This window comes from Nocardia sp. NBC_00565 (genome assembly GCF_036345915.1).
In the GTDB taxonomy this organism is placed as follows: Bacteria; Actinomycetota; Actinomycetes; order Mycobacteriales; family Mycobacteriaceae; genus Nocardia.
Map to the genome: position 1 here is coordinate 7,786,430 of NZ_CP107785.1, position 16,273 is coordinate 7,802,702.

The 16,273-nt window shown below is 64.9% G+C and carries 13 protein-coding genes and 2 tRNA genes; 3 read left to right on the forward strand and 12 right to left on the reverse strand.

Annotation, left to right across the window (positions count from 1 at the left end):
- Positions 1-15: 15 nt before the first annotated feature.
- The 3 genes from OG874_RS35920 to OG874_RS35930 form a co-directional block, all read right to left on the reverse strand.
- On the reverse strand, positions 16-873 hold the full coding sequence (locus OG874_RS35920; protein ID WP_330251491.1) for an ABC transporter permease: 858 nt from the start codon (positions 871-873) through the stop codon (positions 16-18).
- Entirely contained in the window at positions 870-1,877 is a 1,008-nt protein-coding gene (locus OG874_RS35925) for an ATP-binding cassette domain-containing protein (protein WP_330251492.1), read from the reverse strand. The genes OG874_RS35920 and OG874_RS35925 overlap by 4 nt, the downstream gene beginning before the upstream one ends.
- A gap of 710 nt (positions 1,878-2,587) precedes the next feature.
- Entirely contained in the window at positions 2,588-3,538 is a 951-nt protein-coding gene (locus OG874_RS35930) for an acyl-CoA dehydrogenase family protein (RefSeq protein WP_330251493.1), read from the reverse strand.
- A gap of 155 nt (positions 3,539-3,693) precedes the next feature.
- Here OG874_RS35930 and OG874_RS35935 point away from each other — a divergent pair, with 155 nt between their 5' ends.
- Together OG874_RS35935 and OG874_RS35940 are read left to right on the forward strand one after the other, a co-directional pair.
- A complete protein-coding gene (locus OG874_RS35935) occupies positions 3,694-4,374 on the forward strand; it encodes a YoaK family protein (RefSeq protein ID WP_330257570.1) in 681 nt (226 codons plus the stop codon).
- A gap of 40 nt (positions 4,375-4,414) precedes the next feature.
- Positions 4,415-5,683, forward strand: coding sequence for a hypothetical protein (locus OG874_RS35940; protein ID WP_330251494.1), 1,269 nt, complete (start codon positions 4,415-4,417; stop codon positions 5,681-5,683).
- Positions 5,684-5,953: 270 nt separating this feature from the next.
- Here the strand turns inward: OG874_RS35940 and OG874_RS35945 are convergent, their stop codons facing one another.
- Positions 5,954-6,133, reverse strand: coding sequence for a hypothetical protein (locus tag OG874_RS35945; protein ID WP_330251495.1), 180 nt, complete (start codon positions 6,131-6,133; stop codon positions 5,954-5,956).
- Positions 6,134-6,395: 262 nt separating this feature from the next.
- On the opposite strand from OG874_RS35945, the gene OG874_RS35950 reads away from it, so the two are divergent.
- Positions 6,396-6,806 carry a hypothetical protein gene (locus OG874_RS35950; protein WP_330251496.1) on the forward strand — a complete coding sequence of 137 codons (411 nt, stop codon included), beginning with the start codon at positions 6,396-6,398 and terminating at the stop codon, positions 6,804-6,806.
- A 782-nt stretch (positions 6,807-7,588) separates the two neighbouring features.
- Here the strand turns inward: OG874_RS35950 and OG874_RS35955 are convergent.
- From OG874_RS35955 to recF, 8 genes are all read right to left on the reverse strand, one after another.
- Positions 7,589-7,661: transfer RNA gene (locus tag OG874_RS35955), tRNA-Ala, on the reverse strand.
- A 25-nt stretch (positions 7,662-7,686) separates the two neighbouring features.
- Positions 7,687-7,794: a DLW-39 family protein gene (locus OG874_RS35960; RefSeq protein ID WP_330251497.1), complete on the reverse strand. Its 108-nt coding sequence runs from the start codon at positions 7,792-7,794 to the stop codon at positions 7,687-7,689.
- A gap of 30 nt (positions 7,795-7,824) precedes the next feature.
- Positions 7,825-7,898: transfer RNA gene (locus tag OG874_RS35965), tRNA-Ile, on the reverse strand.
- Between the two features lie 133 nt (positions 7,899-8,031).
- The gene (locus tag OG874_RS35970; RefSeq protein WP_330251498.1) at positions 8,032-9,147 is read right to left on the reverse strand and encodes a DUF3566 domain-containing protein; all 1,116 of its coding nucleotides are present in this window, start codon (positions 9,145-9,147) and stop codon (positions 8,032-8,034) included.
- Positions 9,148-9,186: 39 nt separating this feature from the next.
- Positions 9,187-11,700, reverse strand: a complete 2,514-nt coding sequence (gyrA, locus tag OG874_RS35975) for a DNA gyrase subunit A (protein ID WP_330251499.1) — start codon at positions 11,698-11,700, stop codon at positions 9,187-9,189.
- 47 nt (positions 11,701-11,747) lie between these two features.
- Positions 11,748-13,793, reverse strand: coding sequence for a DNA topoisomerase (ATP-hydrolyzing) subunit B (gene gyrB / locus OG874_RS35980; protein WP_330251500.1), 2,046 nt, complete (start codon positions 13,791-13,793; stop codon positions 11,748-11,750).
- Between the two features lie 463 nt (positions 13,794-14,256).
- Positions 14,257-14,817 (reverse strand): DUF721 family protein, encoded by a 561-nt coding sequence (locus tag OG874_RS35985; protein WP_330251501.1) that lies wholly within the window; start codon positions 14,815-14,817, stop codon positions 14,257-14,259.
- 235 nt (positions 14,818-15,052) lie between these two features.
- Positions 15,053-16,240 (reverse strand): DNA replication/repair protein RecF, encoded by a 1,188-nt coding sequence (gene recF, locus OG874_RS35990; protein WP_330251502.1) that lies wholly within the window; start codon positions 16,238-16,240, stop codon positions 15,053-15,055.
- Positions 16,241-16,273 lie beyond the last annotated feature (33 nt).

Below are 16,273 nucleotides of genomic sequence, written 5' to 3' on the forward strand. Positions count from 1 at the left end.
GGGCGCTACGTCCGGTCAGCGGCTGACGGTGCGTTTGTATTGCCGCAGGGCCAGCGGGATGAACACCACCAGGATGATCACCACCCACGCCAGCGTGGTCACCACCGGATGCCGCATGGACCAGGCATCCGATTGCGGCGCCATCGGGCTGGTGTTGCCGAACAGCTCACGGGTCGCCTGGGTAACCGCGGAAACCGGATTCCATTCGGCGAAGATCCGCAGCGCCGTCGGCAGATTCTCGAGCGGCACGAAGGTGTTCGCCAGGAAGGTCAGCGGGAAGATCACCATGAAGCTGGCGTTGTTGAACACCTCGGGCGCGCGGACGAGCAGACCGACCACGGCCATGATCCACGAGATCGCATAGGCGAACAGCAGCAACAGCACATAAGCCAGCACCGCGTCGAGGAGTGACCCGCGGATCCGCCAGCCGACGACCAGACCGGTCAGCGACATCACCACCAGGCTGACCACGTTGATCACCACATCGCTGATGGTGCGCCCGACCAGCACGGCCGAGGGCGCCATCGGCAGCGAGCGGAACCGGTCGATGATGCCCTTCTGCATATCCTCGGCCAGACCCAATCCGGTGAAGGTCGCGCCGAACACCACCGACTGCGCGAAGATGCCCGCGATCAGGAACTCGCGATAGCCGCCCGACATACCGGGCACCTCGATCGCCGAACCGAAGATGTAGGCGAACAGCAGCACGAACATGATCGGCGACAGCGTCGAGAAGATCAGCACGTCGGGTACGCGCTTGATCTTGATGACATTGCGCTTCGCGATCGTCACGCTGTCGCTGAAGACGAAAGACAGGCGTTCGCCGAGCGATATCGTGGTTCTGGTGTCCAGGGTCGTGGTCGCCGCGGTCATCGGTTCCGTCCTTCTGTGGCTTCGAGCCGGTCGGCGGACTTGCTTCCGTTGCCGTTGACCAGCTCCTCGGCCTCGTGCCCGGTCAGTGTGAGGAAGACGTCGTCGAGCGAGGGACGGCGCAGGCCGACATCGTGGATCTGCACGTTGTGCTTGCTCAACATGCCGATAGCATCGATGAGCGCCTGTGACCCGTCGCTGACCGGAACGGTGATCCGCCGCAGCCCGGGCTCCAGGTGGATCTCCCCATCCGCCAAGCCCTTCAGCGCCTCCTGGGCGGTCCCGAGGTTGTCGGCGTGGTCGACGGTGAGCTCGATGCGATCCCCGCCGACCAGGGTCTTCAGCTCGTCCGCGGTGCCGCGGGCGATCACCTTGCCGTGGTCGATCACCGCGATCGAGTCGGCCAGCCGGTCGGCCTCCTCCATGTACTGCGTGGTGAGCAGCAGCGTGGTGCCGCCGGCCACCAGTTCCTCGATGACATCCCAGAGATCGAGGCGCGCTCGCGGATCGAGTCCCGTGGTCGGCTCGTCGAGAAAGAGCACCGGCGGATTGGCCACCAGCGCACCCGCCAGGTCGAGCCGTCGGCGCATACCGCCGGAGTAGCCCTTGACCGGTCGGTCGGCGGCGTCGCTGAGTCGGAATCGCTCCAGCAATTCCCGAGCGCGCTCCTTACTGCGCGGCACACCCATGTGATAGAGCCGCCCCACCATTTCCAGATTTTCGAATCCGGTGAGATATTCGTCGACCGCTGCGTATTGTCCCGACGCGCCGATGCGCGAGCGCAGCGCCTGTGGATTGCGGAGCACATCGATACCCGCGACCGTCGCCTGGCCCGCGTCCGGAATCAGCAGAGTGGTGAACACCCGGACCGTGGTGGTCTTCCCCGCACCGTTGGGTCCGAGCAGTGCGGTGACGGTGCCCTCGGGCACCGACAGATCGAGTCCATCGAGGGCGACCAACTGGCCGTATCGTTTGACCAGACCCTCGGCGACTATTGCGTCGGGCATGATTCTCCTGAGTTTTCGGGCGCGGCGACCATTACCCGAGTCAGTATTGCCCTGGGCACCGACAATTTCATCCGATTTGTGGTCGACCTGGACATTCGACTGAAACCGCACCCCCGGCCGGATGTGACATAAGACGGTCGCATCCCGTTCCGGGCGGTGCTCGGGGGTGCCGGATCGGGATGCGACCGGTTCGATCATCCCGCTCGGGTACCCATGCCATCGCGCGTAGCGCACTACCCGATTCGGGCCCGAACCGGTACTCGAGTCCCGCGCACACGACATGCCCGCCCCGGAACGACACGCGACAAATCCGACCAAATCCGTAGCCCGGGAGCCGAAGCCGGGATCGCGATCACCGACACACAGCGGCCGGTCGGCACGTTTTTCACAGTGCACATCGACCTGGTAGCCCGCTCCCCTTCGCCCGTAAAAGCCTGCGCGACAGCATTTTTGACAACAGTCACAAAATCGGGCCGCGCACGACCAACCGACCGGTCCAGCTACCTGGGCGGAGTCTGCCACGACGGCGGGTAAATCGACCCAAAAAATCTTGGAAAGTGGCGATCCCCACGCACACACAATCCCGGATCATCGCGTAGGATCATTCACGTCGGCCCCTCCCCCCCGGGCCGACCTTACGCGGGCCTCGGCTAACTCCCCCCCTTCGCCGAGGCCCGCTCCCCATTTCTGGGGCAGGTCGAAACCCCGGCTCAGCTATCCGCCAGCACGGCTGGATCACCCTGATTTCCATCGATGCCCACCGATAGCCAGGCCGCCGTCAACCGTTGCGCCCGTACCTTTCCCGCCGTCGCCAGCAGCCGCCGATCGCGGTCCCACCGCTCGCGGGTGACCGGATCGGTCTGTGCCCAGAGCGGCGCCAACTCTGTCAGCACCTGCTCGAAGTATTCGTATCCACCCCCGATCGCGATATGCCCGCCCGGCGACGTCGGCCGATCCATCTCGAGGCCGCGCACGAACGCCACCGCGGCGAGCAACCGCTGCAATGCCGAGCGCGGCCAGCCGGACGCCCGCCCGACGCGGACCAGCCAGCCGAGCGTGGCCGCGAGCACATGGACGTCCTCGATGGTGCGGAACGGTTTGAGATAGTCCGAATACCCGTCACCGGGCAGCACCTCGGCTACGGCGCCCGCGAATGTCACCGTGGCGTGCGGGATTTCGGGTGCGAACGGGACCGGCGGCAGATTAGTCACATGCACACCGGACTGCCCGGCCTCGACGAGGACCGCGCGCAACCGATTCCGCCCATCCGCCGCCGCGCCCGCGCTCGCGATCACCAGGAAGCGCCGCGCCAGCATCCCCAAGGTCGTAAAGGTCTTCGTGCCGTCCACCCGCCAGCCCGCGTCGGTATCGGTGAGTCTGGTCTCGATCGCGGACGGATGCGCACCACCCGCCTCGGTCGCCGATACCGCGACCAGGTCATCGGCCGATATGTCCGGCAGCAAGCAGCGCAACGCCTGCTGATATCCGGACAGAAATGCGAAACCCAGTCGGTCCGCACCGAATCCACCGGCAATCGCGATATCCACCGTGGTGCCGAACTGTTCGGCGACCGCCCGATGCCGCGTCCACGCATCGGCGATCGTCTCGAGCGGTGTCGGGTCGAGAGCTTCGGTCAGCAGATAGTCGAACACAGAGTCCACTCGTGCACGCTAGCCGAGGAACGGCGACTGTCCGGCAATCCTTATCGAGCCCTCGGCGATGCGACGGCGAAATCTCAGGAACACCGGGTATCACTGAGTCGTCATCTCCCAGAGGAGCCCGACCAGTGACGAAACCGGATCTCGCCCGCAGAAGAATGCTGTACGACGCCGAGGCGCGGCTGTCGTGGGTACTCGCCACGCTCGCCGGTCTCATCGGCGCGGCGGCCTTCATGCATACCGCCGGCTACTTCGTCACCTTCATGACCGGCAATACCGAGCGAGCCGTCCTCGGTTACTTCCACGACGAACCCGACCTGGCCGTCGCCGCCGCCTTGCTGATGCTGTCGTTCCTGTCCGGCGTCGTGGTCGCCTCCTGGTGCCGCACGCATTATTGGTCCGGCCATCCGCACGGCCCGACCCTGCTCACCACGCTCAGCCTCGCCGCGGCATCCCTCGTGGACGGCATCATCTACTTGACGACCAGCGCCACCAACATCGACCTCATCCCGATCCTGCTGGTGGCCTTCGGCGTCGGCGCCCTCAACACTTCGTTCGTCAAGAACGGCGAAGTCTCGATTCCGCTCAGCTACGTCACCGGAACCCTCGTCAAGATGGGCCAGGGCATCGAACGCCACATCAGCGGCGGCGATTACGCCGATTGGCTCGGCTACTTCCTGCTCTACGCCGCCTTCAGCGCCGGCGCCCTGCTCGGCGGTCTGCTGAGTCTGCTGGTGGCCGGCTGGGCCATGCTCATCACCGCCACCGTGGTGTGCCTGATCACTACCTGCTTCACCTACCTGCACCTGGACCGACACGGCCCACCCACAACCGGCTGACCCGCGTGCGTGGCGTCGAGGCGACGGATACGGTTATCCGGTGGGGAGTTTCGAAGATCTGACGCCGGATCACTTTGCGACGCTCGTGCTGCGGCATCTGGCCGACGTCGGCAAATCGGTCGTGAGTTACGACCCCGAGACGTTCCGGATCGACTTCGTCGACGGATCCAAGATCGGGATCCGCGGTGCGTATTACGACACCATTCGCCTTCCCGAGCCGCAACGAGCAGCGTCGATCGCGAGGTTCCTGACCTCGGTGGGCAATGCGGAGCACCTGCGCCTGCCCACCTGGCAGGAAGCTCGACCGCTGCTGCGCCCGATTCTGCGTTCGACCACCGACAAACAGGCGACCGCGGATGAGGTGCTCCACCTGTCGCCCGAGGAGGTCGAAGAGGCCGACGCGCGGCCCGTCCGGCGCTCGGTGTTTCCCTTCGTCGACGAGTTGGTCGCGATCGACCAACCGAACTCCCGAACCGTCGTCGACTACTCGACCCTGACACGTTGGCAGGTCACGCCCGACGAACTCTTCGCGGCTGCCCGCGAAAACCTGGAAACCATTGCGCAGCCCCATGATCCGCGCGGCAACGCGATTCTCACCCGCACCGATCACAACGGCCACAGGTACTTCACCTCCTGGCCGCTCGCATCGAGCTGGTTGGCCAGCTTCCGCCAGCGCTACAGCGGCCGCCGCCCGGTCGTGTTCATGCCCGATATCGACACCCTGATCGTGGTCCCCGACATCCCGCACCTACTCGCCCGCATCTACCGCCAGGTCGAGCAGCAGTACGCGAACGCGCACCACCGCCTCTCACCCCAGGGCTACACCCTCGATGAGGACGACACCGTCGTCCCCTTCGACCGAGCGGGCCCGCACGAGCAGCACCAAGCCGCGGTACGCGCCGGATATCGCCTGGCGATCCAGGAGTACGCCGCCCAAGCCCGCTGGCTCAACGAGGCACTGCGGCGCGATCTCGAATTCACCCGCTTCGGCCTGGAAATGGCCGTCGTCGGCGAGGTAAAGGTCGCAGGCACCGACACCCACCCCTACACCTACACAATCTGGGGCAAAGGCGTCGACTACCTACTCCCCGCCGCCGACTACATCATCTTCGCCACCACCGACCCCGACGGCAAACCCGTCCCCCACTGCGCCGTCCCCTGCACCGCCGCCCTCGAAATAGCCGGCCTCATACCAATTCCCGACATGTCCCCCATCCGCTTCGAGGCCCGCTTCTGGCCCGACGAAACGATGCTCACCCACCTGCAACAGGCCTCGGTCCCCCTCGATGAACCCACATGGCACACCTAAACCAGTCGAGTACCTGAGCCGAACGAAAAAGTGCAGTACCGAACGAAAGTGCAGTGCCCCAGCGGAAGTCAGTGCCGCACCCGAAGCGCCGAGCCCACCAACCAAACGCAACCGGATCCATTAGACGGCGGCTCGGAGCTGCGAGAACTTTCTCTCCCACAGGGCACGCACCGGTCGTGCCGGCCGCATCTGCGGCCAGATGGTGGTGAGTAGGCGCCCGTTGACCAGTTCTCGCAGATGACGGCCGGTTCCTTCTTCGAGGACGATCTTTTAGGCCGCAGTTCGGTCGTAGGCGTCATCCAGGTCGAACTCGGTCCGGCCGCCCCATGCCAGCTCAACCGGCAGCCGGAGCACACCGTGTTCGGGTCCGCGCAGCTCCACCAGAGAGTCGACGACCTCATATGGTCTGACCTCAGCGAAGCTGAACGGCGTACCGGCATGATCGGACATGCTCACAGTCTGCCGGACATCTGGCAGCAGGTAAACCAACCCTCGAACGCGATTCCGGCGTCCAACACTGTGTCACTGCGAGACGGGTCAGTGCGGTGTTTGACGACGAGACCGCGGCCAGACTGATGACTCGACAACTACTGCGCCCGATGTGTTCCCAGGCGGTCGAGTAGCCACAGTGGTGATCGCCAACCGCGCCCGGTTCGACACGATCGCAGCTACGGTTGGGCTGGTCATCATGTCGTGGGCTGGAGGAATGTCGATGGCAATCAGCGACGAGCAGTTACCGCCGGAAACCGGCGCAGCCAAGGAACCCCCCGATAGCGTTGCCGCGCAACCCGATAGCGGCCAGACGGGTGCCGGGTATCCGCCGTGGCCGTATCCGTTGGCGTACAGCGAGCAGGGCCCACCAACCGATCCGGGTTCCGGCTATCCGGCGTCATCCCCCACCGGCGAATTCAGCCCGGTCTTCGTCCCGAAGAGCGAGAAAGAGCGCACCCGTCTGGTCAGGACCTTCATCGTCGGAATGCTCATCCTCGCAGTCCTTTTGGTCTGCTGCATACCACTGTTGGTCCTCACCGGCCACGACGCAGGCGTCGTCGTCGCCCCCCTCACCGCAATAATCGCAGGCCTGATCGGCCTGTTCGCCGCCTCCCCCGGCCAGGACAGCTGAGTCCGCCAGCACCCACGCTGACTGCACACCTCAGATGCATTCCGCTCGGATCCAGCTGCCGAGTATGGGTGTGTGCTGGCCCATTTCGGCTGCGGCAAGCAGACGGTCGAGCCACGGTCCAGGGTTGTCCAGATCGCGCCAGGTCCAGCGGATCACTATTCAGACGGATGCGCCGGAGCCATGGGCTTCGCCAAGGCGCGGCCCACGCCGGCCGCCACGAACCTGAACCCCGCGACATGACCCCGATTTCGCCCGGCCCGGCCTTCAGCACGTACATCAGCCGGTGGTTCGAACTCCCACAGGACCGGTACGCCGTTGCCCCGCACGATCACGGACAGACCGAGGTCCTCGGCGGCAGGGCACTTGAACGTCCTGAGGCGTGGGCCGAAAGAACGAGCTGACAATGGTCTGCGACGCCTGTGGCTGCTGGGTACCGATCGCGAGCTCCGGAAAGCTGTTCCCCCACGGCGGCGAACGCGGTGTCGTCCCCATCAACCTGCGGCTATACCAAACTACATCTGTGAGCGAACTGGGACTTGAAGCACCCCCGATGTTCGAGTGTGCGCTGCTCAATGGCCACCACGATCGAAATACCACGTCGCGAACCGAGGGAGGGTTAGGGGAATCGGAATCCGCCGCGCGGATAATACCGATCGAAAAGCCCAGTTCAGGCCATGGCGCAAGCTCAGAAAATGCTGACAGCAGCCTTACACGTCAACATAGAAAGCAGTAAGAAGAGCCTGAGAAAGTGCTCTGACCTGCAGTTATGCAGGTCAGATTTGTGGAGCCTAGGGGAATCGAACCCCTAACCCCTGCCTTGCAAAGGCAGTGCTCTGCCAATTGAGCTAAGGCCCCGAATCCCTGCTGTCCGAAGACAGATTCAACGGGTGGTGACTTCGTGCCACAGGTCCGCATCATCGCGCTTGCGCAGCTTGGTGATTCCGATGAGAACCACGACTACGACACCGACCGTGAGAAGAATTTTCATGGTTCCCACCCTACTTGTGATGTCCGGGAGTGGGCCTAGGAGGACTTGAACCTCCGACCTCTTCGTTATCAGCGAAGCGCTCTAACCGCCTGAGCTATAGGCCCTCATCTCGTTCGGATACCCGCCAAAAGCTGCTAACCGAACCGAGGCACGAGATTACCTTACCCGCCCGCTGATGACCAAAACGGCCGGTCACCGCCCTGCGTGAGGACAGCGACCGGCCGCGTGGCGATGCGTTTAGTCGGGGTCGGCCAGGGTTATCTGGATGCCGCCGACGAGGTCACAGCACTGGTTGTAGATGAAGACGCCGACGGTCGCCAAGGCAGTGAAAAGCACCACATTGATCAGTCCGATGACGCCCGCGTACCCGAACACCGAACCGGCGTCGACCAGTCCGACCGATCCGCTGTCCGAGGACACCATGTCGGTGAAGGTGCTGTTGAGCCGCTCCCACACGCCCATGCCCTCGAGCACGATGTAGAGCAGACCGACCGCGAGCATCCATACGAAGAACATCGCCACGCTGATCACCAGCGAGATCTTCAGGGTCGACCACGGGTCGATCCGGCGGATCTGCACCGTTGCCCGCAGCGGCTCACCCGAGGCGACGGCCGCCGCGACGGCGACCGGAGCGGCGGGCGAAACCGCGACGGTCTGCGGACCTATGGCCTCGACCGGCAGCGGATGCCGGATCTCGGAGAGGTCCGGCATGTCCTTGATCAGCTCCGGGCGCGCGATGCTGCGGGTCGGTCCGTCGATGCCGACGGACTTCACCATCGCCGCTTCCTTGCGGGCCGCCTTGGCCGCGAGGTCCGCGGTGCTGCGGGCATTCTTGGCGCCACCACCGAGACCGCCACCACCGAGACCGGCGTTGCCGAGACCAGCGTTGCCGAGACCAGCGCTACCGAGGCCGCCGCCACCGCCACCGCCACCCAGTCCGGGGCCGGAAGTCGGACGACCGGTCACCGGCGCCTGGCCGGGCCGGTACAGGTTCGACTGCGGTTCCCGCTGTGGCAACTGCGACCAGCCCTCCTGGAACGGTGACTGGCCATTACCCCCGGCCGATTCGCCGCCGTCCTTGGACGGATCGGCGTTGTTGCGCCGTGCCGTCGTCTGATCGAACGATTCGGGCTTATCGGCGCCGGCGGGCTCCGGCGCACTGAACGCGAGATCGCCTTGTTGGCTACGCATTTCATGCGGCTGGGCACCTCCCGGCGGGCCACCCGGCTGGCCGTTTTCGGCCGAGGCGACGGGCCGTGGGATCGGCCGCGGCGGAATCGGTGACGGTGCGATCCGTTCGGTAACACCGTTCGTCTGGTGCCGCTCGTCGTTCGGCTGATTCGGTGTGGTCAATGGGAATCCTTAGATCCGTTCGTTGCCGCCGCTGTGGGGTTACTGCTCAGAGGAACCGGTGTCGTCTCCGCCGCCGATTTCATCAGGTTCATCGGCATTGCGAGCGATAGCAAGCAACGTATCGCCATCGGCGAGGTTCATCAATCGCACGCCCTTGGTCTGTCGTCCAGCCTTACGAACCTGCTTCGCCGCCGTCCGGATAACTCCGCCGCCGGACGTGATCGCGTACAACTCATCCTCGTCGTCGACGATGAGCGCACCGACCAGGGTGCCACGCCTGGTGTCGTATTGGATAGTCAATACACCTTTACCGCCGCGACCCTGCGGTGTGTACTCCTCGATCGCGGTCCGCTTGGCATAGCCACCGGAAGTCGCGACGAGCAGATAGGTACCTTCACGAACCACATTGAGCGACAACAGTTCATCGTCGGCATTGAACCGCATGCCCTGCACACCGGAGGTGGCGCGACCCATCGGACGCAGCGCCTCGTCGGTGGCGGAGAAGCGGATCGACTGACCGCGCGCCGACACCAGCAGCAGATCATCGTCGGAAGAGCACAGCACGGCGCCGACCAGCTCGTCGTCGTCGCGCAGGTTGACCGCGACGATGCCGCCGCTGCGGTTGGAGTCGAAGTCCGACAGCTTCGACTTCTTGACCAGGCCGTTCTTGGTGGCCAGCACCAGATAGGGAGCGTCCTCGTAACCCTTGATCTGGATGATCTGGGCGATCTTCTCGTCCGGCTGGAACGCCAGCAGATTCGCCACGTGCTGACCGCGCGCGGTCCGGCTGGCCTCGGGCAGCTCGTAGGCCTTGGCGCGGTACACCCGGCCCTTGTTGGTGAAGAACAGCAGCCAGTCGTGCGTGGAGCTGATGAAGAAGTGCTTGACGATGTCGTCCTGCTTGAGGCCCGCGCCCTGCACGCCCTTGCCGCCGCGCTTCTGGCTGCGGTACAGGTCGGTCTTGGTGCGCTTGGCGTATCCGGTCTCGGTGACGGTGACGACCACGTCCTCGCGGGCGATCAGATCCTCATCGGCCATATCGCCGTCGTTGGCCACGATCTTGGTGCGCCGCTCGTCGCCATATTTCTCGACGATCTCGGACAGTTCGTCCCGCACGATCGCGCGCTGGCGCTCCGGCTTGGCGAGAATGTCCTTGAGGTCGGCGATCTCGGCCTCGATCTTGGTCAACTCCTCGACGATCTTCTGCCGTTCCAGGGCAGACAGCCTGCGCAGCTGCATATCGAGGATCGCGGTCGCCTGGATCTCGTCGATATCCAGCAACTGCATCAGGCCGGTGCGCGCGGTTTCGGTATTGGCCGAGCGCCGGATCAGTGCGATGACCTCATCCAGCGCGTCGAGCGCCTTGACCAGACCGCGCAGGATGTGGGCCCGCTCCTCGGCCTTGCGCAACAGGTAGCGGGTGCGCCGGATGATGACTTCCAACTGGTGCTCGACGTAGAACCGGATCATCTGATCCAGGCGCAGCGTGCGCGGCACACCGTCGACGATGGAGAGCATGTTGGCGCCGAAGCTTGTCTGCAGCTGGGTGTGCTTGTAGAGGTTGTTCAGCACCACCTTGGCCACGGCATCGCGCTTGATGGTGACCACGATCCGCATACCCGCGCGGTCGGAGGACTCGTCGTGGATATCGGAGATGCCCGCGATCTTGCCGTCCTTCACCTGCTCCGCGATGGAGTTGATGAAGTTGTCGGTGTTGACCTGGTACGGCAGCTCGGTGATGACGATCGTGGTGCGACCGCGGTTGTCCTCTTCGATCTCGACCACACCACGCATGCGGATCGAACCGCGACCGGTGGTGTAGGCGTCATGGATGCCCTGGCCGCCGACGATAAGGCCGTAGGTCGGGAAGTCCGGACCCTTGACCCGCTCCATGCAGGCGGCGAGGGTGGACTCTTCATCGGCGTCGAAGTTGTCCAGCGCCCAGTAGATCGCGTCCGCGAGCTCGTTGAGGTTGTGCGGCGGGATGTTGGTCGCCATGCCGACCGCGATACCGTTGCTGCCGTTCATCAGCAGCGCGGGCACCCTGGCCGGCAGCACGGTCGGCTCCTGCGAGCGACCGTCGTAGTTCGGGACGAAATCGACCGTCTCGTGGTCGATTTCGCGCAGCAGCTCCATCGCGAGCGGGGTCAGGCGGCACTCGGTGTAACGCATGGCGGCCGCGCCGTCGTTACCGCGGGAGCCGAAGTTGCCCTGACCGTCGACGAGCGGGTAGCGCAGCGACCACGGCTGCGCCATCCGGACGAGGGTGTCGTAGATCGAGGTGTCGCCGTGCGGGTGGTAGTTACCCATGGTCTCGGCGACCGGGCGCGCGGACTTCACATAGCCGCGGTCGGGCCGGTACCCGTTGTCGTACATCGCGTACAGCACCCGGCGATGCACCGGCTTGAGGCCGTCACGGACTTCGGGCAGCGCACGGCCGACGATCACGCTCATGGCGTAATCGATGTAGCTGTTCTGCATTTCGTTCTGGATGTCGACCGGCTCGATCCGGTCACCAGCTCCGCCGTTGGGTGGCAGGGTGGTTTCAGTCATCTAAAAGTCTCCTTTGGAACCGGACGTGGAAGATGGCGTCACGTCGGTTACACGTCGAGGAAGCGAACGTCCTTGGCATTGCGGGTGATGAAGCTGCGACGTGCCTCGACGTCCTCACCCATCAGGATGGAGAACAACTCGTCGGCCGCGGCGGCATCGTCCAGGGTGACCTGACGCAGCACCCGCACCGCGGGATCCATGGTGGTCTCCCAGAGTTCCTTGGCGTTCATCTCGCCGAGACCCTTGTAGCGCTGGACACCGTCGTCCTTGTTGATCTTCTTGCCCGCGGCCAGACCGGCCTCGAGCAGACCGTCGCGCTCGCGATCGGAGTAGGCGAACTCCGGTTCGGACCGCTGCCACTTGAGCTTGTACAGCGGCGGCTGCGCGAGGTACACGTGCCCGTGCTCGACCAGCGGACGCATGAAGCGGAACAGCAGCGTCAGCAGCAGGGTCGAGATGTGCTGGCCGTCCACGTCGGCGTCGGCCATCAGCACGATCTTGTGATACCGCAGCTTGGCGATATCGAATTCGTCGTGGATGCCGGTGCCGAAGGCGGTGATGATCGACTGCACCTCGTTGTTCTTGAGGACGCGGTCGATGCGGGCCTTCTCGACGTTGATGATCTTGCCGCGCAGCGGCAGGATCGCCTGGTACATCGAATCGCGGCCGGACTTCGCCGAGCCGCCGGCGGAGTCGCCCTCCACGATGTAGATCTCGGACTTGCTCGGATCCTTGGATCGGCAGTCGGCCAGCTTGCCGGGCAGGCCACCGAGGTCCGTGGCGCTCTTGCGGCGCACCAACTCACGTGCCTTGCGCGCGGCGACGCGGGCCTGCGCGGACGAGACCGCCTTGTTCACAATGGTCTTCGCATCGGCCGGATTGGCCTCGAACCAGTGCGAGAGGTGCTCGTTGCAGGTGCGCTGTACGAACGACTTGACCTCGGTATTGCCGAGCTTGGTCTTGGTCTGGCCCTCGAACTGCGGCTCGGAGACCTTCACGCTCACGATGGCGGCCAGGCCCTCGCGGATATCGTCACCGGTGAGATTGCCGTCCTTGTCCTTGAGCAGCTTCTTGTCCTTGGCGTACTTGTTGACCACCGTGGTGAGCGCCGCGCGGAAACCCTCTTCGTGGGTGCCGCCCTCATGGGTGTTGATGGTGTTGGCGAAGGTGTGCACGGATTCCGAATAGCCGGAGTTCCACTGCATCGCCACCTCGAGCTCGTGCCCGGTGCCCTTACCGGTGAACGCGACGACCGAGTTGTGGATGGCCTGCTTGGTCCGGTTGATATGCCGGACGAAATCCTCCAGACCACCCGGGTAGTGGTAGGTCCGCGTCTTCACCTTGTGCTCGACCGGCGCGGCAGGCGCGTTCGGGTCGGCGTGCTTGGGCGCCTCGGCGGTCTCGCTGACCACCTCGTCGGTGATATCGGCGTCGGTGACGCGCTCATCGGTCAGGACGATGGTGAGGCCCTTGTTCAGGAACGCCATCTCCTGCAGGCGGCGCGCGACCGTCTCGAAGTTGTAGGTGGTGGTCTCGAATATGTCTGCGTCCGCCCAGAACCTCGTAGTGTTGCCGGTTCTCGTAGTGGGCTCGCCCTTGACCAACTTTCCAGGTTTGGCACCTTTGTAACTCTGGCTCCATTGAAACCCGTCGCGGTCGATTTCGAGCTCAACTTGGCTGGACAGCGCGTTGACGACCGAGATACCCACGCCGTGCAGACCACCCGACACCGCATACGAGTCGGAGTCGAACTTGCCGCCCGCGTGCAGCTGCGTCATGACGACCTCGACAGTCGGGATACCGGACGCGTGCATCGCCACCGGAATCCCACGCCCGTCGTCACGCACTTCGACTCCGCCGTCGGCGAGCAGCGTGACATTTACCTGGCTCGCGTATCCGGCCATCGCCTCGTCGACCGAGTTGTCGACAACTTCCCAGATCAGGTGGTGCAAGCCGCGCTCACCGGTGGAACCGATGTACATGCCCGGGCGTTTGCGGACCGCCTCGAGGCCTTCCAGAACCGTGATGGAGGAGGCACCGTAGTCCTGCTTGCCCGATGTCGCGTTGGTCGAGCCCGATGCGTTGGAATCCATGGCAGCCACTGGTCGGTAGCTCTCCTTACTTGCTGATCCTTGCGCAGCGGTCGGACAGCGCTCGTGGGCCCCGGGTCTGATTCTGGTCGAGAATTACGGGTCCACGCGCGGGCTGTACGGAACGCGCCGAAGGTTCGCCGCTAGTTACCCCACCATCCTACTGGTAGACCCAAGCCACAATGCACCTACGACACCCCTAACGGCTCCGTGGATGCGAGAAATCGGTCGGCGACGAGTCGGTTCCGCCTTCAACCGCTTTGCGTCCGCCATTCCGCCTCCCCGAGCCGTTTGCCGACGGGTGGGTAGACCAGCGATTTCATGGCGGACCAGCGGTCGAACATGTGATCGACTACCGGTACACCCAGCGAGTTACCCGTGTTCCGACGAAATCGGTTGTCGCATCGGATGACTTCGAGAAGGGGTTTCACGTGGAACGACCTCGGACTACGACGGCACGCGGTGGCTATCCGTAGGTGTCGCGGGGGCCGCGGCCCTTGATGTGGCGTTCACCCTTGCGCCAGCTCGGAGCCGTCGGACCGGTGATCTTCAGCGAGGTGACCACGCCCTGTCCGACCCCCGCATTGATCTTCGCCAGGATCTGGCCCTGCAGCATACGCAGCTGGGTGGCCCAGGCCGTCGACTCGGCGGCGATACTCAGCACGCCGTCCTTCAATGTCATTGGTGTCGCGTGCGAGGCGATGTCCTCGCCGACCACCGTGGTCCAGCGGCCGAAGACCATGCCCTCGGCGACCTTGGCCGACCAGCCCCGATTCTTCGCGATGGATCCGGCGAGACTCGAAAACAGCTGTGGGTCACGGTCATCGGGCCGTGCGCCGGACCAGCCGCTGCGACGCCGGGCGCCGGTGCGCAGCCGACGCGGCGAGGCCCGGCCCTGTCCCACCGATTTGCCGCTCGCCTTGGCCGCCGCCCGCGCCTCCTCCAGCGCGCGCCGCGCCAGATCGATGCCGCGCAGTTCCGGCTCCGGCTCCGACGGGGAAGCGCTCGACGCCGCTTGATCGCTCACCGGGTCCACCTCTCTCCCCCCGCCTCCCCGAACCTTTGCCGGTCGTAAGTGCCTCGAACCTTGATCACGGGACCGACGGATCGGATGTGAGACAAGTTCTGGATGTACCCCGGCGACGTACCCATGTGCATTCGAAATCAGTTGGCGCGTTGGTAGCCATGGCGTTGCAACGGATTCGCGGGTGATCTTACCGATAGTCCACGCCGGCAGCTGCTCTGACGTCGGTACGAATAAATCACGGATCAGGCGGTGGGGTTTCGATGTCGGCGATCCGGGAGATGCGGCCGTCTGCACCACCGCTGGTCTCCACCCTGAGTGGCACGGCGGCGAGTTCCGCCGGCACATCCTCGGGGACGGCGGCGGTGATCAGCACCTGTTCGGCCCCGGCCGCGACCTGCGCGAGTGCGGTGCGGCGACGGCGATCGAGCTCGGCGAAGACGTCGTCGAGCAGCAGCACCGGTTCGGCGCCGGTGGTGCGCAGCAGCTCGAACGCCGCGAGCCGCAGGGCCAACGCGAACGACCACGACTCACCATGGCTGGCAAAGCCTTTCGCGGGGGCGGTGCCGAGCATCAGGTCCAGCTCGTCGCGGTGCGGGCCGACCAGGCAGACGCCGCGCTCCAACTCCTTCGGCCGCGCCGCCGCCAGTTCCCGCAGCAGGATCGCCTCCAGCGCCTCGGCGTCATCGGGCCGTGGCGCGCGCGCCGGATCCAGGAACTCCGGCGGCAGGCTCGCGCTGCGGTAGCCGATTGCGGCCGGGCGTGATTCGGGGGCGATCGACGAGTACGCCTGTGCGAGATAGGGATACAGGTCGTGCACCAGCCGCAGCCGCTGTGCGAGCAGTACCGCGGCATGCGTCGCCAAATGCCCGTCCCATACGTCCAGGGTGCTCAGCTCCGCCTTCGAGCGGGCCTGGCGCCCAGCGGATTTCAACAATGCCGAGCGCTGTCGCAGCACCCGGTCATAGTCGGCGCGGACGGCGGCGAGCCGCGGCAATCGGGCTGTGCACAACTCGTCGAGAAAGCGCCGGCGCTCGCCCGGATCGCCGCGGACCAAGGCGAGGTCCTCCGGTGCGAACAACACGGTCTGCAGAATGCCGAGGATCTCTCGTGGTCGGCGTACCGGCGATCGATTGATCTGTGCGCGATTCGCGCTGCCCTGGTTGAGTTCGATATCGACGCGCAGTTCGCGGCCCGCGTTCACGACGGTCGCGCCGATCCTGGCGCGCTCGGCCCCGATGCGGATCAGCGGTGCGTCGGCGGCGACCCGATGCGAGCCCAAAGTGGCGAGGTAGCCGGCCGCCTCCAGCAGGTTCGTCTTGCCGTTGCCGTTGGAGCCGAGAAAAACCGTTCGGCCTGGGGATAATTCGAGCTCCGCGTGTTCCCAGGAGCGGAACTCACGCAGTGACAGCGTCCGGATGAACACCCGTCTACTCCGCTCCGGCCGTCGTAATCGCCG

Coding starts and splice junctions, on each gene's coding strand:
- OG874_RS35960 (WP_330251497.1), bottom strand. CDS start 7,794: ATGAAAATTCTTCTCACGGTCGGTGTCGTAGTCGTGGTTCTCATCGGA.
- OG874_RS35935 (WP_330257570.1), top strand. CDS start 3,694: ATGCTGTACGACGCCGAGGCGCGGCTGTCGTGGGTACTCGCCACGCTC.
- gyrA (WP_330251499.1), bottom strand. CDS start 11,700: ATGACTGAAACCACCCTGCCACCCAACGGCGGAGCTGGTGACCGGATC.
- gyrB (WP_330251500.1), bottom strand. CDS start 13,793: ATGGATTCCAACGCATCGGGCTCGACCAACGCGACATCGGGCAAGCAG.
- OG874_RS35945 (WP_330251495.1), bottom strand. CDS start 6,133: ATGTCCGATCATGCCGGTACGCCGTTCAGCTTCGCTGAGGTCAGACCA.
- OG874_RS35950 (WP_330251496.1), top strand. CDS start 6,396: ATGGCAATCAGCGACGAGCAGTTACCGCCGGAAACCGGCGCAGCCAAG.
- OG874_RS35925 (WP_330251492.1), bottom strand. CDS start 1,877: ATGCCCGACGCAATAGTCGCCGAGGGTCTGGTCAAACGATACGGCCAG.
- OG874_RS35920 (WP_330251491.1), bottom strand. CDS start 873: ATGACCGCGGCGACCACGACCCTGGACACCAGAACCACGATATCGCTC.